This window comes from Lujinxingia sediminis (genome assembly GCF_004005565.1).
Lineage (GTDB): Bacteria > Myxococcota_A > Bradymonadia > Bradymonadales > Bradymonadaceae > Lujinxingia > Lujinxingia sediminis.
This window is the reverse complement of record NZ_SADD01000001.1, coordinates 1,379,398-1,404,825: the sequence shown is the minus strand read 5'-3', so window position 1 is coordinate 1,404,825 and position 25,428 is coordinate 1,379,398. Positions and strand designations below refer to the sequence as shown.

Here is a 25,428-nt window from a genome sequence, read left to right as displayed (position 1 = left end):
TGCCGATGGCGTCGCTTCTTCCGCACCGACGCCGCATGCGTAACGATGCGCGCCCACTTTGAAATGCTCTCAGGAACAGATGTGATGGTTGATGGAAAGCTAAGGGCTGCGCTGTTGCTCGGCGCGCTTGTGGGGCTGATCGGGATGCCGACGGCGCTGCACGCCCAGGGGATGCCGCAGCTTGAGCGCCCCGAGATTCTGGACAGCGCACCGGTGGCACCGCGTCTGAGCGCGCAGCTGCCGAGCGGCGAGGCCGCCGCCGAGGGGCAGGATATCGCGGAGGTGCGGGTTCAGGGCAATCGCCGCGTGGAGGCCGCCTCGATCCTCGACCGGGTGCGTCTGCGCGCCGGTATGGCGCTCTCTCGGGAACAGGTCAGCGAGGATATTCGGCGCATCTTTGCGCTCGGCTACTTCGATGATGTTCGGGTTGATGCAACCGCCACCGGTGAGGGTGTGGTGGTGACCTTCATCGTCGACGAGAAGCCGGCGATCGACGCGATCCGCTACCGTGGAAACGACGCACTCAGCACCGAAGATATCGAAGAGGTGGTGGAGCTGCAGCGCTTTTCCATCGCGAACTTCGCCGATATCAACCGCAGCGCGACCGCCATCCAGGAGCTCTACCGCGAGAAAGGCCACTATCTGGCGGAGGTCGACTACGAGATTGATGGCGTAGAAGGCCGCGACGATCTGGCCGTGGTAACCTTTGAGATTCGCGAATACTCCAAAGTGCGCGTCAAGCGCGTAACGCTGCTCGGTAACTCGGCCATTGAGGACGATGAACTCAAAAACATTATGGCCACCCGCGAGGGGCACTGGCTGTCGTTTTTGACCAAGTTTGGCAACTTCCGCGAGCAGGACTTTCAGGACGATCTGACGCGCCTGGTGGTGTATTACTACCACCAGGGGTACCTGCAGGTGCAGATCGATGAGCCGACGATTCGACTCTCTCGTGATAAGCGTGACCTTTACCTGACCATTCGTATCGATGAGGGGATCAAACATTACCTCAATGAGGTGACCATTCAGGGCGACCTGCTCGCCGATGAAGATCAGCTTCGTGCGATGATCGACCTTGAGCCCGGCGACGTGATGCTCTGGGGCGAGATGCTGACGGGTATCCAGCGCATCCAGCGCTTCTACCAGGACGCAGGTTATGCCAATGCCCGAGTGGTCCCGCAGCCGATTCCCACGCAGGAGGACCCCTCAAAGGTAAACCTGGCGTTGACCGTGACGCAGGGGCCTCTTGTTTCCATCGGGCGCATTGAGGTCGTGGGCAATGTTAAGACGCGTGATAAGGTCGTGCGTCGTGAGCTTGTCATTGAGGAGGGGCAGCTTTATTCGGCCAGCGCGATCGAGCAGTCGCGAGCGCGTGTGGAGCGCCTCGGGTATTTTGAGCAGGTCACCGTGACCAGCCAGCCCACGTCCTCGCCGGATGTGGTGGACCTGCGCATTGAGATCAAAGAACGTCCCACCGGGACCTTCCAGATTGGCGCGGGCCTCTCCAGCCAGGAGAGCTTCATCTTCCAGGGGCAGGTCTCGCAGGAGAACCTGCTGGGGCGTGGTCAGTCGCTGGCGTTGAGCATTCAAGCCTCGGGCATTCGGAGGCTCTTTAATCTGCGCTTCTCCGAGCCCTGGTTGCTGGGTACTCGCTGGCAGTTTGCGGTCGACCTTTATAACTTCGACTACCTCTACCAGGACTTCTCGCGCGTCTCGACGGGCGGAAACCTGACCTTCGGCTATCCTCTGGGTGAGTTGTTAGGGTTGGAGATTGGCGATGCGCTTTCAACTTCGCTGACCTACAAACTCGAAGATGTGCAGGTGAAACCCGGCGGCTACTCGGGCACCAACGTGCAGCCGGCGTCGCCCTTGTTCACCGGCGGTCTGACCAGCAGCGTGCGTCTGGGAGCATATCTGGATACGCGCGATAACCGCATCTTCCCCAAGCGAGGGATGTACCATTCGGCGCGCGTGGAGGTTGCGGACGGCACGCTGACCGCCAGTGAGAATGAGTTCATCAAGTATGATCTGGATGCGCGCTTCTACTTCCCGCTCTTCTGGAACATGGTGCTGCGCCTCAACGGAAATCTGGGCTTTGTGACCAGCACCTCGCCCGATCGTCCGGTGCCGATCTTCGAGCGTTATTTTGCGGGCGGGCCCGACACCATCCGCGGTTTTGACCGCTACACGCTGGGGCCGAGTCGTCGTGTGCCGGGATCGAGTGACGACCCTTCAGGTGGGCTCAGTGAGTTTCATTACGGTGGTAACAAGCGCCTGGTGCTGACGGCCGAAGTGGAGTTTCCGATCATCGCTGCGGGCAACGTGACCGGGGTGGTCTTCACGGACGTTGGGAATGCATTTGACGACGGCACTCCTTTCACCCTCAAGCTCGACCTGATGAGCGATGACGCCAACCGTTACGCCGATGCGTTGCGCACGACGGTGGGCTTCGGGGTGCGCTGGTTCAGCCCGATTGGACCGCTTCGCTTTGAATGGGGTGTTCCGCTGGAGCGTCTGTCTGGCGAGAAGCCGCTGGTATTTGATTTCAGCATTCAGAACGCATTTTAAGTTGAGACGGCCCGGCGGGGGTTCCCCGCGAAGGGTCGCCTGGTGACCAGGATGAAGGGAGACGTCATGAGTAACATGCAACTGAGTAAGTCGATGAGCCGCCTGATGGTGGCGTTGATGATGGCCGCTGCGGTGATCCTCGGAGGTTTGTCGACGGCCAGCGCCCAGGACGTGAAGATCGGCTATGTCGATATGCAAGAGGCGCTCAACTCCATTGAGGAAGGCAAGCGCGTGAAAGCGCGCCTGGAGCGCGAGTTTCAGCAGCGTCAGCAGCGCCTGGATGCCAAGCAGAATGAAGTTCTGCAGATGCGTCAGGAGCTTGAGCAGCAGGCGATGATGCTCTCGGAAGAAGCACGCCAGGAGCGCGTCATGGCCCTTCAGGGGCGGATGCAAGAGCTTCAGGAACTCTACCTGCAACTTCAGAATGAGCTCGCGCGGCAAGAGGCCGAGGCGACCAAGGGGATCTTCGACAAGATGCGCGCGATCATCCGCACGATCGCCCGTGAGCAGAGCTACACGCTGATCCTGGAGCGCACGGAGTCTTCGGTGCTCTACGCGGCCGACGGGATGAACCTGACCGACGAGCTCGTGCGCCGTTACAACACCGCTCACCCCTAAGTGAGCCCGATCTCCTTACTCCGGCCCTGCGTCGGCCGGTGAGGCAACGAGGACGATGATGCGAGCCCACCGCTATACTGCAGCAATTCTAAGTCTGGCGCTGGGCGTCTCAGGCTGTGATGTAGAGAGCAAGGTGCGCTCGCTGATGGGGAAGAGCGAAGACGAGCGGGTGATTCCGGCCGAGGCACGTCAGCAGACCACCGAGCTTCGCGAGACCGAGCCGAATGATAGCGCGGCGCAGGCCACCGCGATTGTGCTGGGCGTCGATATGCGTCCGACCCACGGAGCGATCGAGCCGGACGAGGACGTGGACTGGTTTGTCGTACAGCCCCCCACCGGGGAGACGTGGCTGGTCGATGTGAGCGTGACCCCGGTCGGTGAGACGCTCGATGCCGCGATCTATGTGGAGGTGGAGGGGCAGGGAGACTTCCCGGAGCTGCTCTATCAGGTGGCGGGAGCTGGCGAGGTCGAGGCTGTGCCGATGATGTCGGTGCCGGCCGAAGGGCGGCGCTTTTTTGTCAGCGGCGCCGACGGCACGACGGGGGACTACCGCGTGGACGTGAGCCGACGCTTGAGTGCGGGCGCGGTCGAGGTGGAGCCAAACGACTTCGCTCACATCGCCTCGCCGCTCTCGGTGCCCGGTGAGGTTCAGGGCGTGTATGACCGGCCTCAAGACCGCGATATTTACTTTGTGAAGACCGATGACCTCGACCCTGGCAAGGTGTACAGCCTGGAGGTCAGCTCGGTGGCCGGGATGTCTCAGACATTGCGGATTTACGGGGCGCCGGAGCTTGAGGCGGCGCTCCTGGAGTTGGTGGTGGCCGAAGATCGGCCTGCGATTATCCCCAACATCGCGCTGGCCAGTGGCGCGCAGGGCCTGTGGTTCGTGCTTACCGCCGGAGAGGCGTATGACCGTCAGCGCGGCTACCGGCTCAGGGTGATTGAGCACCCGCCTGAGCCTGAGTTTGTCGTGGAGCGCGAGCCAAACGATAACGCTGGGGGCGCGCAGGTTATTGATTTTGAGAACGTCGTTCGCGCGTACCTGCATGCACCGGGGGATGTGGATCGTTACCGTTTTATGATCACTCCTCCCGAGGCGGAAGAGGTCGAGTACGTGCTCGATGAGAGCGCGCCCGTGGCCGGGGATGAGGCTGTGCAGGGGGAGGAGAGCGATCCCTGGGCGGCGGTACCGGAGAAGGAGGCCCCGGAGGTTGTGGCGCAGCTCAACGTCAATCCTCTAAAAGAGGATCATCGCCTCGCGTTGCGCTGGATTCCCGATGTGGAGACCGGAGAGCGGGAGTTCTCGCTGGAGGCTCAGGAGCCTCGTGAGTCGCTGACGGTCTGCAATCACGTGCTCGGTCCGGGGGCGTATGATGTGGAGGTGCGGGCGGCCGAATCCAACTTCAGTCTCGTGAACCGCTCGTATGACTATGAGCTTCGCCTGCGCAATGTGGCGAAGACCCCGGGACTGGAGATTGAGCCGAACAATGCACCGGAAGAGGCCGATCGCCTTGTAGCGAACGCAGCTCGGGTCGGCTTTATATCGACCGAGGGCGACGTCGATTACTACGCGTTTCTGGTGGGGGCTGGTGAGTCCGAGGACCCGCACAAAGAGCATGTGAGGGAGCCTGAGGAGGGCGCACGCAGCGACGATGATGCCGCCGCGGAGCGAGCTGCTTCGGAAGCGACCGAGCCCGGTGCGATTCCTGAGGGGGACCCCGGGGCGGCGGCTCCCACGGCCGATTCGCTCGGCTGGCAGCCGCCTGAGACGGAGGCTGTTCGGGTGCGCGTGAAGGCCAATCGGCTTAACGTGCGTTTTGAGCTTCTCGATGATGAGCGGGCGCGCGTGGCACAGGTCAATCGTGCCGGTCCCGGTGCCGATGAGGAGTTATCGATTGACTTGCCCCATGGGCTCTACTATCTGGCCGTCAGCGCAAGCGGAGGCTCTTCCTGTGAGCCTTACGAGGTTACGGTGGAGCGGCCCTGAGCCTGTTTGCGCCTCCACCTTCAACGCGAGAAGCGGCAAACGAGGTCAGGCGTGAGCAGTGCAAGTCCTATTTTAGTCGGAATCGCCGGGGGCACCGGTTCAGGTAAGACCACGGTGGTGCGCCGTATTCTGGAGGCGTTCGACGAGGACGTGATCTGCCTGGATATGGACTCGTATTACCGTGATTTGAGCGAGATGCCCAAAGAGGAGCGTCGCAAGTTCAACTTCGATCACCCCGACGCGTTTGATACCGAACTCTTTATTCAGCATCTGCAAGATCTCTCGGCGGGGCAGGCGGTCAAGAAGCCTGTGTACAGCTTTGCCGAGTCGGTGCGTACGGAAAACGTGGTGGAGATTGAGCCCGCGCCGATCGTGATCGTTGAGGGGATTCTGGTACTTGCGGACGCGCGTGTGCGCGATCTTCTTGAGGTGAAGATCTTTGTCGACGCGGACGATGATATCCGTTTCATTCGTCGACTGGAGCGCGATGTGGCCGAGCGCGGCCGCACGCTGGAGTCGGTGATCTCGCAGTATCAGCGGACGGTGCGTCCGATGCACTACAGCTTTGTGGAGCCGAGCAAGCGCTACGCTGACGTGATTATCCCGCGCGGCGGTAAGAACGATATCGCCATCAATATGGTCGTGGCCGATATCACCTCGAGGTTGACGCATATCAAGGTGCGTAACCAGCTCAACTTGATCTGAGCGGTGGCCGTCAGGGAGCTAAGGGGGGGCCTGGCGGCGTGAGGTTTTAGAGCGGGAGCCGGCCGAGGGCGCCAAGGATCACGAGCGTGACCAGCACGACGATGAGCGTGAGCGCCAGCGCGATCTTCGCGCCTGCTCCGCCTCGTGGCGAACGCTCGTAGGGGGAGGCCAGCAGCTGGGAGCCGCTGGCGTCGGGGGTGGCGTCATCCGCCCAGGTCCATACATCATCTGGCGAGCTTGAGGGGGCCCGGGTAGGTTGGGCGTTGCCTGGTGTCTCGGGAGCGGTATGAGGCTCGGGCGTGGGCTGGCGTGAGCCTGTCGCAGTCGGGGTGGCGTGTTCTTTACGGCGGGTGAGTACGATCACGTCTTCACGAGGCGCGGGAGGCTCCAACACCGTGATGATCGATGAACTTGAAGAGCTTGCTCCCCGGGTGAACCCCGGAGGAGGCTCCTCCACGGGGTGGCGGCGCACATCCTCAAAGGGAACCGCGTCTTCAGCCCGGGTTTTGGTCGCGGTGGCACGCGAGGGGTGGGTTGCTCCGACATCACTCTGGCCGGCGAGGGGGGCAAAGCCCAGCGACCGTTCGCTGAGGTTGGGCCGGGCGAGGGCGTCGAGGAGCTCTGCGGTGTTCTGGAAGCGGTGCGCGCGATCTTTCTCCAGCGCCCGTCGGACGATGGACTCCATGCGGCTGTTGCGAAGTTTTATGTTGGTGAAGGCGGGGAGCGGCTCAAAGAGGTGAGCGCGCATCACTTTGACGGGGTTGGGATCGCTAAAGGGCGGGTGTCCGTTAAGCATCTCAAAAAGGATGATCCCGAGCGCGTAAATATCGGTCTGCGGATCGACCTCTTCGCCGGCGGCCTGCTCGGGCGACATGTAGGGAGGGGTTCCCACGGTGGACCCGCTCATCGTCAGCTTGCGCCCGCCGGGTTCGGAGCCCCCTTCAAGCCCGCCCTGTGCCATCTTCGCGATGCCAAAATCGAGGACTTTGACGAAGTTAGGGTCATCGCCGATCTGCGTCAGGAAGATGTTTTCGGGTTTGAGGTCGCGGTGGACGATGCCCTGATCATGGGCATCCTGAAGGCTACCCAGGGTCTGCCGGGCGATGTGCAGGGCCTCTTGGAGTTCGAGAGGGGAGGACGCATCGAGGTGGTCTGCCAGGTCACGGCCGCGCAGGAGCTCCATCACGATGAAGAACAGATCGTCCTGCTGGCCGTAGTCGTGGATTGTGATGGTGTTGGGGTGCTGAAGTCGGCTTGCCAGGCGGGCCTCGCGTCGAAAGCGTTCGACGACGTCGTCGACGGACGCAAAGCGTGGCGGGAGGATCTTAATGGCGACGTCTCGGTCGACATTGAGCTGACGGGCGCGGTAGACCATGCCGAAACCGCCTTCGCCGATAGCTTCGGTGAGTTCGTAGCGGTCGGCCAGGCGAGTGCCCGGTGTCGAGAGGGAGAGCGTGGTCATAGCGTGTGTGGTGGCTGAGAGGTGCCGTGGCCCGGATCAAGCGGGCCTGAGCTGCCAGAGAGGCCGTTAACAGGCTCTTCCGCAGCATAGGAAAGTGAAGAGCGTCGAGGCAAGGACGAGCCGTGAAAGGGGAGAAAAAAGTCAGCGAGGGGAGTGCGTCGGAGAACCCGTCTCGGCTGTGGTTGGCGCTGGCCGCAGAAGTGCGCGCGACGGCGGTGCGATGGGGCGCGGCTGTTGGCGAGGTGATCGATGCGATTGAGGGGGCGGTGGAAGGGGATGAGACAAGGGGGCTGCGCGCGATCGTCGAGACGAAGGGCAGGCGTGGGGGGGCGGAGCGGAACGGAAGGGAAGGTGGGGCGTGGGATGGGTATCTAAGCGACAAGGAGCGGCGCTCGTACGGCGTTCACTTTACGCCGGATCCTGTGGCGCAGCAACTGATCGGTCTTGTTGATGAGCTTGCCACGCCCGGGCCCATCGTCGATCCGGCGTGTGGCGCCGGAGCCTTGTTGCTCGCCGCAGACCGGCGCTGGCCCGGGCGGGCGCTGGTGGGAGTGGAGCGGGACCCGGCGCTGGCGCGAGTCGCCGCGCTGCGACTTCTCGATGCCCGCCGTGACCGGGCTTATAAAGGCGTGCGAATTCTGGTCGGCGATGGTCTGATGCCCTTGCCCGAAGGTATTGAGGGGGAGGTTGCGGCGGTCGTGATGAATCCGCCCTATGTGCCTGAGAAGGGGCATGGCGAGGTGCTCGCCGAGGTGCTTCGGGCGCATCCACGCTTTGAAGACGTGCGCGGGGTGCGGGCCGACCTTCTCTATTACTTTCTGGCGCGATCGGTAGAGATGACGGCCACCGGAGGCCAGTGTGCGTGGTTGACGCCGCCGCACTGGCTGCAGGCCGACGGGGCTGCTTTGCTGCGAGACTGGCTGGGAGAACGCGGCTCCATGGAGCGCTTCGAGTGGTTGCGAACCCAGACTGTATTCGATGCCGCCCCGGGCCAGGATGTTCTGCTCGCGGTCTTTCGCCGCGGCCCGGCTCTGCGAGAGCCGCGCTGGCGCGCGGCGCGGTCGACTCGGGGGGCGTCGGATGGCGGGGCGGCGGCATGGGAGAAGGTGCATCCTCGGACACTTTGTGGGAAGCGTTGGAACCCTCGAGCCGTCGATGAGGACTTGCGCTGGGGAGAGCTGCAGCGTGAGGTGGGCCGACCGTTGGGGGAGCTTGTACGCGACTTTCAGGGGGTGGTCAGCGGCGCTGACCGGGTGACGCGACGTCACATCACCACCTACGGAGATCAGGAGGGCTGGGAGGTCGGGGCACCGATTTTTTTGAGTGAGGGTGACACTCTGCCGCGAAACTGGGAGCCGCTCCTGGCCTATGCGCGGCCTGTATTGCGCTCGGGAAGGTTGGAAGCGGGGCGCATCTATGAGGGCGATGAGGTGCACGCCTGGATGCTCTATCTGGACGGCGAGGTGGATGCGGCGCATCGCTCTGCGGTGGGGGAGGTTCTGGGCCCGTTTCGGCCGATTCTTGAGGCGCGCCGTGAGGTTCGCACCGGCAAGATGCCCTGGTATCGCCTGCACTGGCCACGCGATGTCGGTGCGATGCAGGCGCCGAAGCTGGTTGTGCCCCGGCGAGCAAAATGCCCCTGCTTTGCGCTCGATTTAAGCGGTGCGGTGGTTTCCAGCGACTGCACCTTTCTGGTGGCGCCGGACCAGGTCGAGGATCCGGTGCGTTACCTGCACGCGTTGATGACGAAGCTCAACAGCGTCGAGGTTGAGCGCTATCTACGGGTCTTCGGCAAGCAGAAGGGGGAACTGTTGGAGTTCTACAGCTCCCCGCTTCGTGAGTTGCCCGTGGTCGGCTGGCGTGGAGGGGCATAGAAGGGGCTGTCAGCCGGGGTAGGGCATATCCAAATCGACGCCACCGGTGGCGTCGACGCCCTTGGAGGTGGCACCTCGAATCAGCGCTTTAAGTGGCCCAAGCGGCTCGACGCGTGGCGGCCGGTAGCTCGAAGCATCGGGCAGGTTGGTCTGGGCGCGTGGTGTCGACAGCGCGCGGCGGTTGATGCGATGGCGAGGTTGATGCGTACACATATGAACCTCCAACAGAGAAGCATCAGGTGGAATTGGCTGCGACCCACCGGCGGTGGTTTTGAAGCCAGAGTTCGGCTGCCAGAGTTCGCCAGATCTCCCAGGATCCGCGCCAGGGCGGTCCCGGGACGGGTCGCGCCAGATAGTCGGCCAGGGCGTTGTGGAAGTTGGCTTCATCGATCATCCGGTGTCTGGCGAGCTGCGAGTCGACCATCAGACGCAGCGCACGGTTGAGCTCCTTATCGGCCAGCCCGCGCTCGACGAGCACGTCGAAACTTCCGCGTTTTGGACGCCGCCTAACCTGCGTGGGCAGGCGTTGACCGAGGCGGCGAAGCGGTGCTTTCTGGCGTCCCCCCTCGACCAACTCGGCAGGGGTTAGTTCTAAAGATAAGTCCCATACCCGGGCATCAAGGAAAGGAGTCAGCAGGCGCAGGTTGGCCTGGCGAGCGATGCGGGCCAGGCTGCGCATGATCATCTCCCAGTTCCAGGTATGCAGTCGGGCGGCTCGAAAGCGCGAAAACCTGAGTGCGACCGGTTCGAGAGTCGCCGGGGAGGCGTAGGGCAGGGCGCGAAGCCAGGACGGTGAGACAGGGGCGATGGGGCGGTAGTGCTCGCGGTACGCGCGTAGCCCCAGGCGGTCGGTGAGCGCCCCCAGGGCGGCGCCGGCCAGGGGGGCCGCACCGAGGTGACGGGCGGCGTCGAGAAGATCAACGGTGGCACGGTGCTCAACGCGGTCACTGAGCCAGACCCGAGGCGGGATCCACAGGGCATCGTCGGCGCCGTGGCCTGTGACCAGGGTGGAGAGAGGCTCATCAAGCCGCGCGCGAAGTTCGCAGAGCGCCTCGAAGAACCACCCGAGGTCGGGGTGGGCATGCGGCCCCCAGCCGGCCGCGCTCAGGTGATGGGAGGGGTGTCGAAGGGGCCAGCGAGCTTCAATGGAAATTGGCTCCCAGCGCGCACCCAGGGACCTGGCGAGCGCCCCGGCGCGCTGGCGCTCCCCCGGGTCAAGATCCAGGGTCAGAGTACGGGTTCTCGATGGGTGCGGGCTTAAGCCCAGCAGGGTGGCAGAGTCCAGCCCACCGCTGAGTGCAAGCCAGCTGCCGGGCTCTGAGAGCACGCGAGCACCGCGCTCAAGGTGCCTGTGCAGCATGCTGGCCACCTCCGCACGGCGTTGCGGCGAGGGTGGCGCGCTCGCCAGCGCATCGGCGCGCGCGCGCCACCAGCTGCCCAGCGCGATGGCGCCATGACTTCTGATCCGGGCAACTTCTCCGGGACGGAGGCGCTCAACGTTCAGCGCGAAATCTGCGCGATCGTTGGCATGCCCGCCGGCCAGGAAGTCACTTACTCGCAGCGGGTTTAGCTCATCCCTACGACTCAGCGCTCCGATGACCTCGGGATCGGTGCTGGCTGCAAGGGCCGGCCGGGTGCGATGTTGCCAGGGAATGCGCCCGAAACGATCGCGCCACCAGATCGATGCGTGCGCACCCTCATGCCAGAAGATCCCGCTGTGTACCCCCGGGATGTTCGCGAGAGCGTTGGTGTGGCCCCGTCCAAGCGCTGCCATGACATCGTCCCAGCAGGCCTCAAGCGCGCAGCGCTCTCCCACGATCACCGCGCGCCAGTCTCGGACATGAATCAGTCGGTGCTCCCAGATCGGTGAAGGGCGCATCCAGATCTGCGCATCGAGCTGTGCGGCATCGCCGGGGAGCACAGCGCGGCAGCCCGGGCCCAGGTAGAGGTCTGTCAACGCTGGCTCCGTGGTGGGCGGTGTCGTGATTATGTTTAAAGGTAGTCTCAGGGATGACATCTTCATGCGCGGCATCGATTGGCCAGCAGGGCCGGGTGGGGCGCATGTGCACAGGGAGTGTGTATGCAGGGGGAGACGATCGAAGTGCAGCCCCAGCCCCAGCTGGCTGCTCTGGGGTTGATGATCTTTTTAATCGGTGCGCTGGCGCTTTCGCTCTGGCCGGCATCGGCGCCGGCGAGCGCTGTGAATCCACCGCCGGTTCAGGTCGCCGGAAGCGCGACGGATGGCGAACGGGCCTCGGTCGAGGCGATGTTTCAAGCGCGTTAGGGGGATAAGGGGTAGCGGGCAGGGCTTGACCGTAGAGCCCGCTGTGCGAATCTTGGCTTACGCTTTGAACTTCTCGCAGTGGGCCCATCTCGCCTGCGCTGACCCCCGAGTGATGCCATGTCCTCTCCCCCTGATCGCTCTGCTCTTCAGGTTCCTGGCCCCAGTGGACTGACGTTGGCCCTGACGTTGCGAGATTTTGCTCGCGGTCCCATTCCGATGATCGAGGGGCTTCAGGAGCGCTTCGGCGACGTCTCTCGCTTTCGTTTCGCCGGCAACACCATGTGGCAGTTCGGCGATCCGGAACTCATCGAAGTGGTGATGCTGCGAAAGGCCGGTGACTTCATCAAGGATCAGATCACGCACGAGCTCGATGATCTTGTCGGCCAGGGCTTGCTCACCAGTGACGGGGAGCTCTGGCGCCGGCAACGAAAACTCGCCGCGCCTACGCTTCAACGTCGTCACATCCAGGCCTACGCCGAGGCGATGGTGCGCCTTACGCGTGCGATGATCGAGACGTGGGGCGATCAGGCCGACCGCAAGTTCCATCACGACAGTATGGAGTTGACGCTGCGTATCGTGGTCAAAACCCTCTTCAATCTGGAGATGGAGCACGAGATCGACCGTATCGGCCGAGCTGTTGAAGACGGGATGGACGCTTTTCATGAGCGCGTCCATACGATGTGGCGCTTTATCAAAACTTACGTCGATCCCCCGCTGCAGCCGGTTCATGAGCGAGCGGTGGAGACGCTCGACGACGTGCTCGGGGATTTGATTCGTGAGCGTCAGCGGGACCAGAGCCCGGGCGATGACCTTTTGCTTCGCCTGATTCAGGCTCGCGATGATGAGGGCCATGCCATGAGCGATCGTCAGCTTCGCGATGAGGCGATGACGATCTTTCTGGCAGGCCATGAGACCACGGCACTGGCGATCACCTACGCGCTCTACCTGCTGGCCAACCACCCGGGCGCGCAACAACGCGTCCACGATGAGCTCGATCACCGGGGCGGCGCTCTCGGTGCCAACGCGGCCAATGACCTCCCCTACCTCAAGGGCGTCGCTCAGGAGGCATTGCGCCTCTACCCGCCGGCCTGGATCGTGGGGCGCGAGGCCGCCGTCGATGTGAGGGTCGGCCCCTGGCACGTCGAGAAGGGCGATCAGGTCATGATTCCCACCTTTGTCGTGCACCGAAACGAGCGCTTCTTCGATGATCCCCTGCGTTTTATGCCCTCGCGCTGGCTTGATGGGCTGGAGAAGCGCTTGCCCCGCTTTGCTTACTTACCTTTCGGCGGTGGGCCGCGAGTCTGCATCGGCAATCATTTTGCGATGATGGAGCTGGTGCTCGTGCTCGCCACCATCCTTGAGCGCTACCGCGTCGAGGATCTTTCGGAGTCCGTGGTGGGGCTCGACCCTTCCGTGACGCTTCGTCCGAAGGGGGATGTGCCGCTTCGTTTTATTCGGAGGTGGTAAGTGTCTGAGTTTTAGTGTGAATTTGTCTTTTTGGGTCGGTGTGTTACGGCGGTTGAACCCGATGCCTCCTTGGGGTTAACGTGCGCCGCCTCTGGCGCGCTTAATGGAAGCGCGCGGAGTGCGCACCTACCCTGGGGTTGAGCCGCCGGCATGAAACTACGTCGAATTGAGATTGTGGGGTTTAAGTCGTTTCGCGATCGCGTCACCGTCGATATCAGCGACGGAATGACCTGCATCGTCGGGCCCAACGGCTGCGGAAAGAGCAACGTGGTCGATGCCATCAAATGGGCGATGGGTGATATGTCGCCCAAAAGTCTGCGTGGCGACTCGATGCAGGACGTGATCTTTGCCGGCACCGAGAAGCATCGCCCCGGGGGGCTGGCCGAGGTCACCCTGGTGTTCGAGAACACCGCGCGGGTGATGGAGGCGGCTGAAGAAGAGCAGCTCGACGCAAGCGGCGACGCCCCTGAAGAGGTCGACACAGATAAGGATGTCGAGTCGCCGGTCGAGGTTCAGGAGCCTGCCGTTGAGGCTCCCCTGCAGGGCGCACTTGCGGTCGACGTGGAGGATGAAAGCGAGGAGAAGGAGGATACGTCTGCGCCCGGTTGGATCACCGGCGACGGCCTGCCGCGCGAACTTCGTCACGTGGCTGAGATCGCCATCACCCGACGCCTGCATCGCAGCGGTGAGAGCGAGTACCTCATCAACAAGATCCCCTGTCGCCTGATGGACATTCAGAACCTGCTGGCGGGAACAGGCCTTGGAAAACAGGGCTATTCCATCATTGAGCAGGGCCAGATCGGCTTTATCGTCAACGCCAAACCTCAGCAGCGTCGCCTGATCATCGAGGAAGCCAGCGGCATCACCCGATATAAGGGCCAGCGCGACCGCGCGGAGCGCAAACTTGAGCGTACGGAGCTCAACCTCCAGCGCACCCGTGATGTGCTCGACGAGATCACCAAGCAACTCGGCACACTGGAGCGACAGGCCCGAAAGGCCGAGGAGCATCAGCGTTTTAGCGAAGAGCTGCGTGCCCTTGAGATCGCACTTCTGCTCGATAAGCGTCGTGACGCGATGGCCCGCGCCACCGACGCGCGACGCCAGCTCGGCGAAGCAAAGCGCACCCAGCATCAATCCAAAATTGATTTTGAGGCTGGCGAGGAGCAGCTGCGCGTTGCCCGCGTTGATGCCCACCAGGCAGAACGTCGTCATGCCGATCTGACCGAGTCCTTTTATAAGCTCGATACGCGCCTTAATCTGACGCGCTCACAGCTTGAACACGCGACTGACGCTATCTCCCAGGCCGAAGAGCGCGCGCTCACCCTGGCCGACGAAAAACGAAGCCAGGAGGAGCGACGCGAGCATCTCAAGATTGAGCTTTTGCGGGTTAAAGAAGAGCTTGAATCTTTTGTAGCCCAACCCGAAGACGATGATGAGGCGGTGCTGCGCGTGCAGCAGGAGCTGGAGCGTCTTCGGGAGGAGCGCGACGGGCTCACCGGCCGTCGCGATACCGCGCTGAAGGAACTCAACGAGACGCGCAGTGATGCCAATCGGGTCAGTGACCGTCTGCAATGGGTCGGCAGCCAGCTCGGCGAGATGGGCGCGCGTGCCGAGGCGACGGGGCAGGCGTTGGGTGCGGCGCGAGAGGATGTCGACGACCTGACTCGTGCGCTAAGCCGTCTGACCATGGACCACGCCCGGGTCGCCGAGGAGGTGGAGCAGCTCAAGCGCAAGAGCGGCGACGCCCAGGCAGGCCACGCCGAGGCGCGCGAAGCCCTGAAAGAAGCCGAAGATGATGCCCGCGAGATCGCCAGCCAACTCGCCGTCACCCGCGCTCGCGTGCAGAGTCTGGAGGAGATGCGCGAGCGCGGTGAGGGGTATCAGGAAGGTGTGCGTCGGGTGCTGACCTGGGCCCGGGACGAAGGGCGTGAGGATGTGTTGGGTCCGGCCGGAGACTTTCTGGCGGTGCCCGAGGGCAGGGAGGCCGCCTACGCCGCGTACCTGGGTGACCGCCTGGGCGATATCGTCGTGAAGACGCGACAGGCAGCGTTTGATGCGCTGGCGATGCTGGCAAGCGAAGACGTCGGCCGGGTCGGGTGTTTTGTGCTCCCGAGCCCTGAGGATGATCCGCGCGGGGTGCTTGCCGGGTGGCTCAACGGGCTGGAGCTCGTTGATGATCTTTCGCTTGTCCCCTCGGGGAGCGATGCCGGGGAGACCCGCGCCTGGGCAACCGCCCGGGGCGATATTCTCTTTGCCGACGGTCGGGTCGTGGGCGGTGGCGTGGGTGAGCAGGCCGAGACCTTGCTCAAGCAGGCCCGCGACCTGGAAGCCGGAAAGGCCGCACTTGCAAACCTCATCGTTGCTGACGAAGAAGCTCAAGGATCACTTGAGGTGGCTCAGGAGGACCTCGTCATCGCCGAAGACGAGGTAGAGTCGGTTCGCGAGGCGCTGCAGGAGGCTGTGCACCGTGCACGTGGCTTGATGCAGGAGCGTGACAACGAAGAGCGCGAGCGCGCCCGCGCCACCGCTCGCGTTGAAAAGTTGCAGGCGGAGCTTGAGGAGCACGAAGAACTCCATCAGGGACTTCAGGCAGAACTTGAGGTTTTGAAGGAGCGTCAGCAGGAGTACATCGAGACGCTTCCCGGTATGGAAAGGGCGTTGCGTGAGCTGATGCAGCAGCTCAACGAGGTCAACACCCGGGTGGAGGCGAGAAACGCCGAGCTCACCGACGAGAAGGTGCGTGTGGCTCAGGTGCGCGAGCGTCGCCGCCACCTCGAAGAGAGTGCCGGCCGCCTGCGAGGCGCCATCGGTCATGCCGAGGGGCAGATCGCCCGTTTTGCCCGCGAGATTGAAGAGCAGGGCGAGCGTGCGCGCGATGCTACCATGCGCGTTGAAGAGCTCAGGAAAGAGCTCGCCGATGTTGAGCGCGATCACGGCATCCATCGCGCTGACGTCAAAAAGGCTAAAGAAGTTCTTGAGGTTGTTGCGCTGGCGGTCCAGGAGCAGGAACTCAGGGTGCGCGCGCTGCGCAAGGCGCTTGATGAAGTTCAGGAGGCACTTCAGGCTCTGGAGGTCGCCACCCGCGAGGCCGAGCTCGCGATGGAACATATCGACGAGCAGCTCGCCGAGCGTTTTGAGCTTACGTTGGCCGAGGCGCAGCCGCTGGTGCGCGATATCGCGCTGGGGCCGGAGGAACGCAAGTCGCGCGCGGAGTTTTTACGTAAGCGCATCGAGAGGCTGGGACCGGTCAACCCGCTGGCTATCGAGGAGTTTGCCGAGACCCAGGAGCGCCATCGTTTTCAGGCCGAGCAGCAGGCCGACCTTGAGCGTTCGGTCGCCGACCTTCGGGACGTGATTGCGCGCATGGATAACGAAAGCCGCAAGCGTTTCAAAGAAACATTTGAGGCGGTTAACGCCAAGTTTCAGGAGGTCTTCCCGCGCCTCTTCCGAGGAGGACGAGCCAGTCTTGTGCTCACCGACCCGACCAACATGCTGGAGACCGGGGTGGATATCGAGGTGCAGCCGCCGGGTAAGAAGTTGCAGAACGTCACGCTGCTCTCCGGTGGTGAGAAGGCGCTTACGGCGGTGAGCCTGATCTTCTCGATCTTCATGCTCAAGCCCACGCCTTTCTCGGTGCTTGATGAGGTCGACGCGCCGCTCGATGAGGCCAACGTGGGTCGCTTTGCCGAGATGGTGCGCGATCTGAGCACGACCAGTCAGATGATCGTCATCACCCATAATCGCCGCACCATGGAAGCCCCCCAGATGCTTTACGGAGTAACGATGGAAGACGCCGGGGTCTCCAAGATCGTCTCGGTGCGTCTCTCGGAGGTCGACGAGCCGATGGCCTCCTGAGGGCATATCCGCCGGGCGCGCCCGGTTGACGCCAGGCGCATCGGCGGGGCAAAAGAGGCCTGTACGATCAAACGCGCCGTCTAAACCGAACGTGGAGGCGCTTGTGCGAGCGTTTGCGGTGGGTAGACAGGCCAGGATCAACTCTAAGCATGGATGGACGGATGAGTGAGACGCTTTTGAGCAGCGCGACGACGTTGACGTTGATTGGACAGGCCGCCGAAGTTGAGGCGGTGAACTGGCTGCCGATCGTGCTGGTAGCCGTGGTGCTGATCGCGGTGGTGGCGCTGCTGCTCTTTTTGCGAAAAGGCGGCGAGAAGCCCGGCGATCGACCTCGGGCCGAGCCGCCGGAGCGTGGTCAGGCACCGACGGCTGATCTTCTCGAAGATCGCGACGAGGTCGACGCTCCGGTGGAGATCCACGAGGGGATGACCCTGGCCGAGATCAAGCGCGCCAAACGCGCGCGGGTCAAAGGTGAAGGCGCGCGTCGAGAGACAGCGGCTGAGGCCACTGAGCGTTCAGCACGTGATCACGCCGAGACCGAAGCGCCGGCCGAGGAGCCATCGGACGAGGTGAGCGAAGCGCCGGCCGAGGCATCTTCGGAAGAGGTGAGCGAAGCGCCGGCCGAGGCATCTTCGGAAGAGGTGAGCGAAGCGCCGGCCGAGGCATCTTCGGAAGAGGTGAGCGAAGCGCCGGCCGAGGCGCCCGCCGAGCATGCGCTGAAGAAGGCGCTCACCGGGCTTCCGCGCCCCAAAGCGAAGTCGCCTGAGCGCGAAGAGCCTGAGGAGGGCGCAGGGCTTGGTGAGGAAAGCTCCATCTCGCTTCCTAAACCTCGCCCCCAGGCTGAGCGTACGAAGAGCGGTGCGGGCACGTTGCCAAAGCCCAAACTTCCCAAACCGGCGCCGAAGCCGGCACCTGCCCCGAAGGCCGAAGAGGTGGCCGCCGACCTTGCGACCGAAGTAGAAGCGCCGGCGGCAAAGCCCTCCGAGCTTGAGAAGCCCTCGGCGCCCGAGCCCGCGTCGCTTCGCGACGGTCTGCAGAAGACCCGCACCGGATTTGTGGACCGCCTTGGCAAGCTCTTCAGCGCGGACACGATCCCCGATGACCTTATTGATGAGGTTGAGGAGATCCTCTTTACGGCCGATATCGGCGCGAAGATCGCCCAGCGCATCATCGACACCGTCGAGGACGAGCTCTCCGGTGACGAGAAGCGCGACCCGGCTGCGATCTGGGGCAAGATTCGCGCCTATTGCGAGGAGATCCTCAGCAAGCACGAGAGCGCCATCGACTTCGACGCGCACAAACCCTTTGTGATGCTTGTGATCGGCGTCAATGGCGTGGGGAAGACCACCACGATTGGCAAGATTGCCAGCAAGCTCAAGCGTGAAGGCAAGAGCGTGATGCTTGTCGCCGGCGACACCTTCCGTGCCGCCGCGGTGGAGCAGCTCGACGTGTGGGCCAAACGCACCAACATCCCCATCCACCGCGGTGAGGACAACGCGGATCCGGCCTCGGTGATCTACGCCGGCATCGAGAAAGGCATCGCCGAGAACGCCGATGTCATCATCTGTGACACCGCAGGTCGACTGCACACGAAGGTCAATCTGCTCGACGAGTTGGGCAAGATCGGGCGCGTGACCGGTAAGGCGCTCGACGGTGCACCGCATGAGACCATTCTGGTGCTCGACGCCAACACCGGTCAGAACGCCATCCAGCAGGCCTCGATGTTCAAGGAGGCCTGCGACATCAGCGGTGTGGTGCTCACCAAGCTCGACGGCACGGCCAAGGGCGGGGTGATCCTCGGTATCTGCGATGAGCTTGATGCGCCGGTGCGCTACATCGGCATCGGGGAGGGCGTCGAGGATCTGCGCGCCTTTAACTCCAGCGAGTTTGTTGAAGCACTCTTTATGTGATCGCCGCGTGCGACCCGGTGTGCGTCTTTTTACAAGTGCACGCCGGGCGCGATGAGCAACGCCCACAACGGCTTTGCGCACCCGGCGAACCCCCACATGGGGCAGAGGGGCTCTTGCCGCCCCAAAAATCCCTGTGATATACCTCGCCGCAGCGAATCGAAGGTAAACCCACGCGGGGATCACTCCCCGGTCGAGCTGTAGCGGGCCGCTGGCGCAAAGCGCTCAAGCCCCAGCCTCTGGAAGGACCATGCCGCACCGTAGTTTCGCCGCTCGCCATCTGCTCGCGTTGGCTGCCCTGGGCAGCGCCACAGTCTTGAGTTCGCCCGTGAGCGCTCAGGATAGCGTGCAGGAGTTCTCCGACACCATTCACGTCATCCAACGCCGGCCGGTGCTTCAGAAGAAGCGTCTGGATCTCTCGCCGCGCTTCGGTGTGAACGTCAATGACTCCATCTATCGGAACTTCCGTGTCGGAGCGAACCTCAACTTCCACTTCAGCGAGCGCTTCTACGCCGGGGCGCTCTTTGACTGGTATGACTTTGGAGAGGTGATCGGCGGGCCGACCCAGAGCTTCCGCGATGTGGACACCGAGGCGCGGGCGAGCACCGATGCGGCCTACCTGAATTGGGCGGGCGGCGCGGAGGTGGGTTTTGCGCCGCTGGTCGGGAAGTTCGCGCTCTTTAACCGCGGGCTTTTCTTTTACGATGTGTCGGTCTCGGCCGGGGTGCTCTTTGCGAACTCCGCGTCGATTGCGCGTCCCTCGGGCCAGAGCGGCCTGGCGGGCACCGCGGCGCTGACTACCCGGGTGTTTCTGAATGACTGGATGGCGCTGAACCTGGAGGTTCGCGACACCATCTACAACGCCCAGCTGCGTGGGTTGCCTGACGGAGCGCTGACCCACTCGGTGTCGGTCGGTGCGGGGTTGAGCCTGTACGTGCCCACCGCCTTTGAATACTCCGATAGCGAAGAGCCCGCGCAGCGCTGATGCGTGTGTGTGTTTCGAAATGACGCCTGTCTGGTTGAGAAGCTCATGATGAAGTCGAATCGACGCTGGCCCCTGGTCTTCGCCCTTGCGCTGTGCGCGTTTTATCTGCCGCACGCTCCTGCTGAAGCCGCTGAGGGCGAAGAGATCGCCGCAATTGACAGCGGCCCCATTGTTCGCCGCCAGCTCTTGCACCGCTCCGCGCGCTTTGAGTTGCAGCCGATGGCGACGTTCAGCATGAACGATGCCTACGTGCGCAACGTCATGGCCGGGGTCAGCGGGACCTACTACCTTAATAACGTGTTTGGGCTGGGGGCGTCGTTTCAGTACGGGGCGCTGCATCCGGCAACCAACCTGCGCGAGAACCTGGAGGCAACGCTTGCCGACAATGGAGAGCTCGGTCGCCTGGATTCGTTGAGCTACTCCTACCTGGGGTGGGCGGCAGACGTCGGCTTTAGCTACGTGCCGATCTTCGGAAAATTCTCGGTGATGAACTCGCTCTTCTCGCACTACGACCTGCACCTCTTCGGCGGTATGGTCATTGTGAATGAGGGCGTTGAGGGGAGCTCCGAAGGTGTGATCGTCGATGATGGAATCGCCGGTATTCGCCCGGGTGGCTACTTCGGAGGCGGGCTTCGTTTCTTTATGAGCGATATGTTCGCGCTTAACGTGCAGGTTCGAAACTACCTCTACAATCGCGCCGAGATCAGCAGCGGTAACGCCAACCCGCAGCTCTCAAACACCGTGATGCTCTCGGTGGGCCTGGGGATCTTCCTCCCGGGCGAGGTTAAGATCTCGCGCTGACGGGCGTCTGCCCCCTGTGGGCGGCCCGGACGCGTGTGCGCCATGGATTTTTTGCACCGAGCTAAAAAAGCCCTCGACCGTGGAGACGCGGTTCGAGGGCTTGTGCAGTTGGTGGAGGGGTTGCGCCGCAACCCCGAGCGCGACGACGCGCTTGATCTTCTGCTCTACGTCTACACCCGTCAGATCGATCATCCCGGGGTGGAGTCCGATGTGCTGCGCGCGCTGGAGGGGAATCCTGCGCGCGGCGAGCTTCTGGGCTTGCTGGAGGTGGAGCTGCGCGAGCGGGGGAAGGCCTCGATGGCGCGAGCGCTTGTGTTGCTTGCGCGCGAGCAGGGCGTTGAGGTGGTGGTCCCGCGCGAAGAGATCGCTGAGGCGGAGGTGCCGGGCGGGGAACCTGAGGAGCTGAACGACGAGGGGCTTGAGAGCGACACAGCGATGAAGCCCGATGGGCTCGCGGCGGAGGATGAGGCGTCTCAACGTCAGAAGCCTGCGAAGGAAGAGGGAGGGGCGGTCGGAGCGCGGGGGGGAGAAGCGAAGCGTCCCGATCCGGTCGATGTGCAACGCGCCCGGGTCATGCGTCGAGAGGTTGGCCTGCCGACGACCGATGAGATCGAGCGTCGGCATCCCCGCCGTGTTGGAAAGCGTCGCGTCGCGCTCATAGGTGTGTTGATTGTGGTGGTGGTCGTCGCCGGGATGAGCGCCTGGGCGGGCTGGGACCACGCCCGGCGCGCACGTCTTATTGCGGGGATTGACGGGGAGCTTGTCCGTTTGAACCACCTCGATGACGGTGCGCTCGACGAGGTGTTGGCGATGGCGCGACGCTCCGATCGTCAGGGCCGTGAGGTGGTGGAGCGCGAGGCATTTGCCCGCGCGTTGCGAGCGATCGAGTCGGACGATGATGGCAACGAGCGCGCGTCGTTGCGCGATCGTCTCGGGGAAGAGGTCTCCACGGAGTGGGGCATGGCGGCACGCTCGTTGTTGGCCAGCAGCTCGGCGCAGTGGGAGGAGGCGACCGAGTACGCGGTGCTTGCTGAGCGCACCCACCCGGGGCGACTGGCGACGCTTTACGCCCGCGGACGGCTCTGCGAGGCACGCAGGCAGTGGAGTTGTGCGCAGGGCGCCTATCAGCGCGTCCTGGGGGAGCATGAGCGTTTTGAGGCAGCGCGCACGGCGATGATGCGGCTCGCGGCGCATCGCTACGATCGGGAGCTGTGGAATCACCATCGTGCCGGGCTCTCCGGGGACCATTGCTACTCGACGCTCTCCTGGGTGAACCCCTTTGAGGAAGGCGAAGGGGCGCCTGCCGCTGATGCCACAGTGCCTGAGGGTGAGCTTGAAGAGCCGGAGGTGACTGAGAGCTTTTGTCGTGCGTTCGGTGCGCTGTCGAAAAGCGTGGAGATGCATCGGCGAGGTGGGGCGTGGAATGCGTCGCAGGTCGAGGTGGCGTTGGGGCGTGCCCCGGTGTTGGCCGTCGCTCAGGTGGTCGCTGGTCTTGCCAGCGTCGACGATTACGACCCGGAGGCGGCACGTGATTTCTTCTCGGGCGCGCTCTCTGATCCGAGCCTTCGCCCTGGATTCTACCGTCAGGTGCAGATCGTGGGGCCGGAGGCTCTTGTCGCTGTGGGGCGGCCTGACCTCGCGCTCAGCCTGACGGTAGCCGTGCGAGCAAACCCGGCATTGCTCGCCGATACAGATGGTGGTGAGGCGCAAGCCCGCGCTGCGGCCATCGAACGTCGGGAGGCGGCACGGCCGGAGCATTTGAGTTCGCCTCCGGAGGAGCGAGGTGAGCTTGAGGCGCGCGCGCTTCTGGCGCGCGCTCGTGTGCTTCGGGAATTGGGGGCCACTGAGCACGCGGTGCACACTCTGGAGGCGTTGCTCGGGCTTGAGGGTTGGGCCGATCGTGCCCGTCTGGAGCTTGTGCGCGTCCACGTTGTAGGCGGGCGCCAGCGCGTCGCAAAACTCACCGCCGGACACATTCAAGACGACGATCTGCAAGGGCGGGCCGACGCTGCGCTCGCGTTGGCCACCGGCGACTTTGAGCAGGTTGTGGAACATCGCTCAGAAGCTGCCCACTGGGATGATCGCCGCAGTCGAGCGCTTGGCTACCTGGCGTTGAAGCGGGGGCGAGATGCCGCCGCAGCGCTCAATGGTGAGCTTGCGTTGGAGCCTACGCGCCTGAGGGTTTACGCCCGCCTGGGTGAACTCCCGGAGAGCTTTGAGGCTAGCATGGAGCGGTGGAATCAAGTCGACCTACGAGGCGTTTCGCACCTGGTGGATCTGGGAGCGGCGGCGTTCTGGCGGCGCAATCTGGAGTTGGCCCGTGACTATTTTGAGCGGGCGTACGAGATCGCTCCTGATCATCCCGAGGTAAACTGGCATCTGGGTCTGATCGCTCGCCTGGAGGATTCGAGCGCGCGTGCGCGTAGCTACTTCCGTAAGTCCTGGCGAGGCGATGAGAACGACGCTTCACTGCTCATTGAGCTTGGGAGAGTTCATCTGGATTTTGAACGCTATGAGATGGCCCGCGAGGCGTTTTTGTTGGCGGTGCTCCGAGACCGGCGCAGTGTGGCGGCGGTTGCCGGGCTGGGGCGCGCCTACGATCTGGGCGATCCGGCACGGGGACGCCGCGACCTTCCGCAGCTCTTACGCGAGTACTCCAACTCGCCGCGTTACGCGCCGGCGGTGGCCGAGATGAACAAGTGGCTTGCGATCCTGCACGGTGCGCGCGTGGGCGATGAGGCTGCGGCGCCCTTCCTGGCACGTGCGCGCCAGGAGGTTGGCGATCGCGCCGACGTGCTCGCTGAGCTTGGTCTTTTCCACCTTGCGCGTGGCGAGGGATCGCTGGCGCGGGAGCATTTCGCGCTGGCGCTGCAGAAGAATCCCACACTCCCGGCCCCGCACTGGGGGCTTGCTCGCCTGGCGCTTGACGATGGCGAGCGAGAACGCGCCGCGACCCACCTGGACCGTCTTGAGGCGTTGGGGGCAAGTCCGCCCTGGACGCAACGTGCTGAAGAGTTACGCCGTGAGTTCGCGCTTGCGGGCGAAAGCGGCAGTGCGGAGGAGCGTGAGTGATAAGCGGGCTCAAGGCGCTGGCATCACTCATCGTCCTTCTCATGGCTCTCGGTGAAGGTGGGCCGACCCTTGTCGCTGCTGCGAATGCCTATGAGGTGCGTGTTCTCGGTAGCGCAGAGCTTGAGCTGGAGGCCGTGGGCGCGGGCACCAACCTCAATGTACGCGGGCAGCTCGTCGATGACCTGGGCCGGGGGTTGGCACAACGGCGGGTGGATCTTCTGGTGGAGAATGAGCGCCGCGCCACGGTCAATCAGGCGCGTGTGTATACCGACTTTCAGGGGCGATTTAGCTGGTCAAGTGACGAGGTGCCCGGGAGCTATGTGGTCACGGCGAGTTTCGCCGGCTCGGAGCATCTTCCGGCGTCGAGGTCGTCCGCAAGCGTGCGTCTGGTCGCAGAACCTGTCGTGCTTGAGGTTCAGGTTCCCTCCTTTGTGTACGGTGAGGCTGAAGTTTTCGCTGATTTTCAGGCGAGCAGCGCCGGCCAGGGGGTGGCGACCTTCGTGTCGGTGTATCGGGCGGGGGAGGCCGTGGCTGCGGCGCAGCTCGATACGTATGGCCGAACTCGGCTCGACCTTCAGCCCTTTGTGGAGCTGGGCGATAACGCCTTTGAGTTTGTGATCGAGGGCACGGCATACCGTGAGGCGGTTCGGGTCGCTCAAAACGTGCGTAGGGGAGACCAGATCGAGGTTGTCGGGCGGGTTGAACGGGTCTTTTTGCGTATGCGTCGCGGCTGGGAGATGCGCCTGCAGGTCGACGATGAGCGCGGTGGAGTGCCGGATCTAGACGTGCGCTGGAGGGTGAGACGCGAGGGCGAAGATCCCGTGGAGTTTGAGGGGAAGACTGACGCCAGTGGGATGGCGAGGTATTTCGTTGAGAGTCGAGCCGGCGCGCAGGGGATCTACGAGGTCGATGCCCGGGTGCTCCCCCCGGCCGGGGCGGAGCTCGTGTGGCCGGGAGAGCGCTGGGAGGTCGAGGAGGCCCCCGGAGAGAAGGCATTGCGCCTGGCAGCGATGGTCGCGGTGCTTCTGGCCCTTGTCTGGGTGGGGCGTGGTGTGGCGCGTCGCGCTGGCGTGATGATGCGGGCGTGGTGGGGGCGCCTACGCGCTCACCGTGCGCGGGCGCGTACGCCAGAGGATGCGATGGCGCGGGATATGGCGAGCGGGCTTGAAGAGCTTGAACTCGAAGAGCGCAGCGAGGCCCAGGACGAGAGCCTCGATCCCGCCCTGACGCTTGTCGTGGAGCTCTGGGATCGTTGGCGCGACCGCGGTATCGAAGGGGCCACTCTGAGTCTGACGGGCGCTGACGAGACGACCATCGCACACGCCCGGGAGCTGGGAGGCGGCGCGTACGCGCTTTCGCTCTCTCATAGTGCGACCTCCACATTGAGCGCCGCGGCCTCAGGATTTGTCGACGCGCGTGCCACACTGGAGCGCGGGCGATCGGGACGCCTGCGTCTGAAGATGAGTCCCGTCCCTCTGAAGATCCGCGAACTTTACCGCTGGCTTGTTCGGCGCGCGCATGGCGAAGACCTCTGGGGAACCCTCACGCCGGCGCAGATCGCCCGGGCGCTGGCGCGCCAACAGCCCGTCTCCGCCGAGGTCAGCCTCGGCTGGTCTGAGGCGTTGGAAGGTTGGACGCGGCTTCGCGCAGAGGAGCGTCCCGCAGAGCTTTTGCGACTTTTGACCGCTGCGGTTGAAGAGACGAACTTCAGCGGTCGTGACTACGATGTGGCGCTCTGGCATCGCGTGCGCGAGATCGTCCTGGAGTTGGACCGGCTTGTGGCCTTCGAGCGTGGCGCGTTGCCCCCGGGGGCCCCGTGATTCGCTGTGTGCGGCAACGTAGG

16 protein-coding genes are annotated in these 25,428 nt (G+C 63.7%); 13 read left to right on the top strand and 3 right to left on the bottom strand.

The window, feature by feature from the left end; genetic code table 11:
- The first annotated feature begins 84 nt into the window (after positions 1 to 84).
- The 4 genes from bamA (at position 85) to udk (ending at position 5,878) form a co-directional block, all read left to right on the top strand.
- Positions 85 to 2,568, top strand: coding sequence for an outer membrane protein assembly factor BamA (gene bamA / locus EA187_RS05645; RefSeq protein ID WP_164856034.1), 2,484 nt, complete (start codon positions 85 to 87; stop codon positions 2,566 to 2,568).
- A gap of 66 nt (positions 2,569 to 2,634) precedes the next feature.
- Positions 2,635 to 3,186: an OmpH/Skp family outer membrane protein gene (locus EA187_RS05640; RefSeq protein ID WP_164856033.1), complete on the top strand. Its 552-nt coding sequence runs from the start codon at positions 2,635 to 2,637 to the stop codon at positions 3,184 to 3,186.
- A 55-nt stretch (positions 3,187 to 3,241) separates the two neighbouring features.
- Positions 3,242 to 5,173 (top strand): hypothetical protein, encoded by a 1,932-nt coding sequence (locus EA187_RS05635; RefSeq protein WP_127779449.1) that lies wholly within the window; start codon positions 3,242 to 3,244, stop codon positions 5,171 to 5,173.
- Between the two features lie 51 nt (positions 5,174 to 5,224).
- Complete coding sequence (udk, locus tag EA187_RS05630; RefSeq protein WP_115602493.1) at positions 5,225 to 5,878, top strand: uridine kinase; 654 nt, start codon at positions 5,225 to 5,227, stop codon at positions 5,876 to 5,878.
- A 46-nt stretch (positions 5,879 to 5,924) separates the two neighbouring features.
- Here udk and EA187_RS05625 read toward each other — a convergent pair whose 3' ends face one another.
- The gene (locus EA187_RS05625; RefSeq protein WP_127779448.1) at positions 5,925 to 7,340 is read right to left on the bottom strand and encodes a serine/threonine-protein kinase; all 1,416 of its coding nucleotides are present in this window, start codon (positions 7,338 to 7,340) and stop codon (positions 5,925 to 5,927) included.
- 122 nt (positions 7,341 to 7,462) lie between these two features.
- Here EA187_RS05625 and EA187_RS05620 point away from each other — a divergent pair, with 122 nt between their 5' ends.
- A complete protein-coding gene (locus EA187_RS05620) occupies positions 7,463 to 9,214 on the top strand; it encodes an N-6 DNA methylase (protein WP_127779447.1) in 1,752 nt (583 codons plus the stop codon).
- Positions 9,215 to 9,223: 9 nt separating this feature from the next.
- On the opposite strand, the gene EA187_RS05615 is transcribed toward EA187_RS05620, so the two are convergent.
- Both EA187_RS05615 and EA187_RS05610 read right to left on the bottom strand, forming a co-directional pair.
- Entirely contained in the window at positions 9,224 to 9,427 is a 204-nt protein-coding gene (locus EA187_RS05615; protein ID WP_115602496.1) for a hypothetical protein, read from the bottom strand.
- Between the two features lie 22 nt (positions 9,428 to 9,449).
- Entirely contained in the window at positions 9,450 to 11,171 is a 1,722-nt protein-coding gene (locus EA187_RS05610) for an asparagine synthase-related protein (RefSeq protein WP_164856032.1), read from the bottom strand.
- Positions 11,172 to 11,294: 123 nt separating this feature from the next.
- Between EA187_RS05610 and EA187_RS05605 the strand changes: the two genes are divergently transcribed.
- The 8 genes from EA187_RS05605 to EA187_RS05570 all read left to right on the top strand — a co-directional run bounded on the left by EA187_RS05605 (position 11,295) and on the right by EA187_RS05570 (position 25,405).
- A complete protein-coding gene (locus EA187_RS05605; RefSeq protein ID WP_115602498.1) occupies positions 11,295 to 11,498 on the top strand; it encodes a hypothetical protein in 204 nt (67 codons plus the stop codon).
- A gap of 117 nt (positions 11,499 to 11,615) precedes the next feature.
- Entirely contained in the window at positions 11,616 to 12,965 is a 1,350-nt protein-coding gene (locus tag EA187_RS05600; RefSeq protein WP_127779445.1) for a cytochrome P450, read from the top strand.
- A 150-nt stretch (positions 12,966 to 13,115) separates the two neighbouring features.
- Complete coding sequence (gene smc / locus EA187_RS05595; RefSeq protein ID WP_127779444.1) at positions 13,116 to 16,820, top strand: chromosome segregation protein SMC; 3,705 nt, start codon at positions 13,116 to 13,118, stop codon at positions 16,818 to 16,820.
- A 161-nt stretch (positions 16,821 to 16,981) separates the two neighbouring features.
- Complete coding sequence (gene ftsY, locus EA187_RS05590; RefSeq protein WP_164856031.1) at positions 16,982 to 18,730, top strand: signal recognition particle-docking protein FtsY; 1,749 nt, start codon at positions 16,982 to 16,984, stop codon at positions 18,728 to 18,730.
- Between the two features lie 247 nt (positions 18,731 to 18,977).
- Positions 18,978 to 19,712 carry an outer membrane beta-barrel domain-containing protein gene (locus tag EA187_RS05585; RefSeq protein WP_127779443.1) on the top strand — a complete coding sequence of 245 codons (735 nt, stop codon included), beginning with the start codon at positions 18,978 to 18,980 and terminating at the stop codon, positions 19,710 to 19,712.
- 45 nt (positions 19,713 to 19,757) lie between these two features.
- Complete coding sequence (locus tag EA187_RS05580; protein ID WP_115602503.1) at positions 19,758 to 20,513, top strand: outer membrane beta-barrel domain-containing protein; 756 nt, start codon at positions 19,758 to 19,760, stop codon at positions 20,511 to 20,513.
- A 42-nt stretch (positions 20,514 to 20,555) separates the two neighbouring features.
- Positions 20,556 to 23,585, top strand: coding sequence for a tetratricopeptide repeat protein (locus EA187_RS05575; protein ID WP_127779442.1), 3,030 nt, complete (start codon positions 20,556 to 20,558; stop codon positions 23,583 to 23,585).
- A complete protein-coding gene (locus EA187_RS05570) occupies positions 23,582 to 25,405 on the top strand; it encodes a carboxypeptidase-like regulatory domain-containing protein (protein ID WP_127779441.1) in 1,824 nt (607 codons plus the stop codon). Before EA187_RS05575 ends, EA187_RS05570 begins: the two co-directional genes overlap by 4 nt.
- The last annotated feature ends 23 nt before the right edge of the window (positions 25,406 to 25,428 follow it).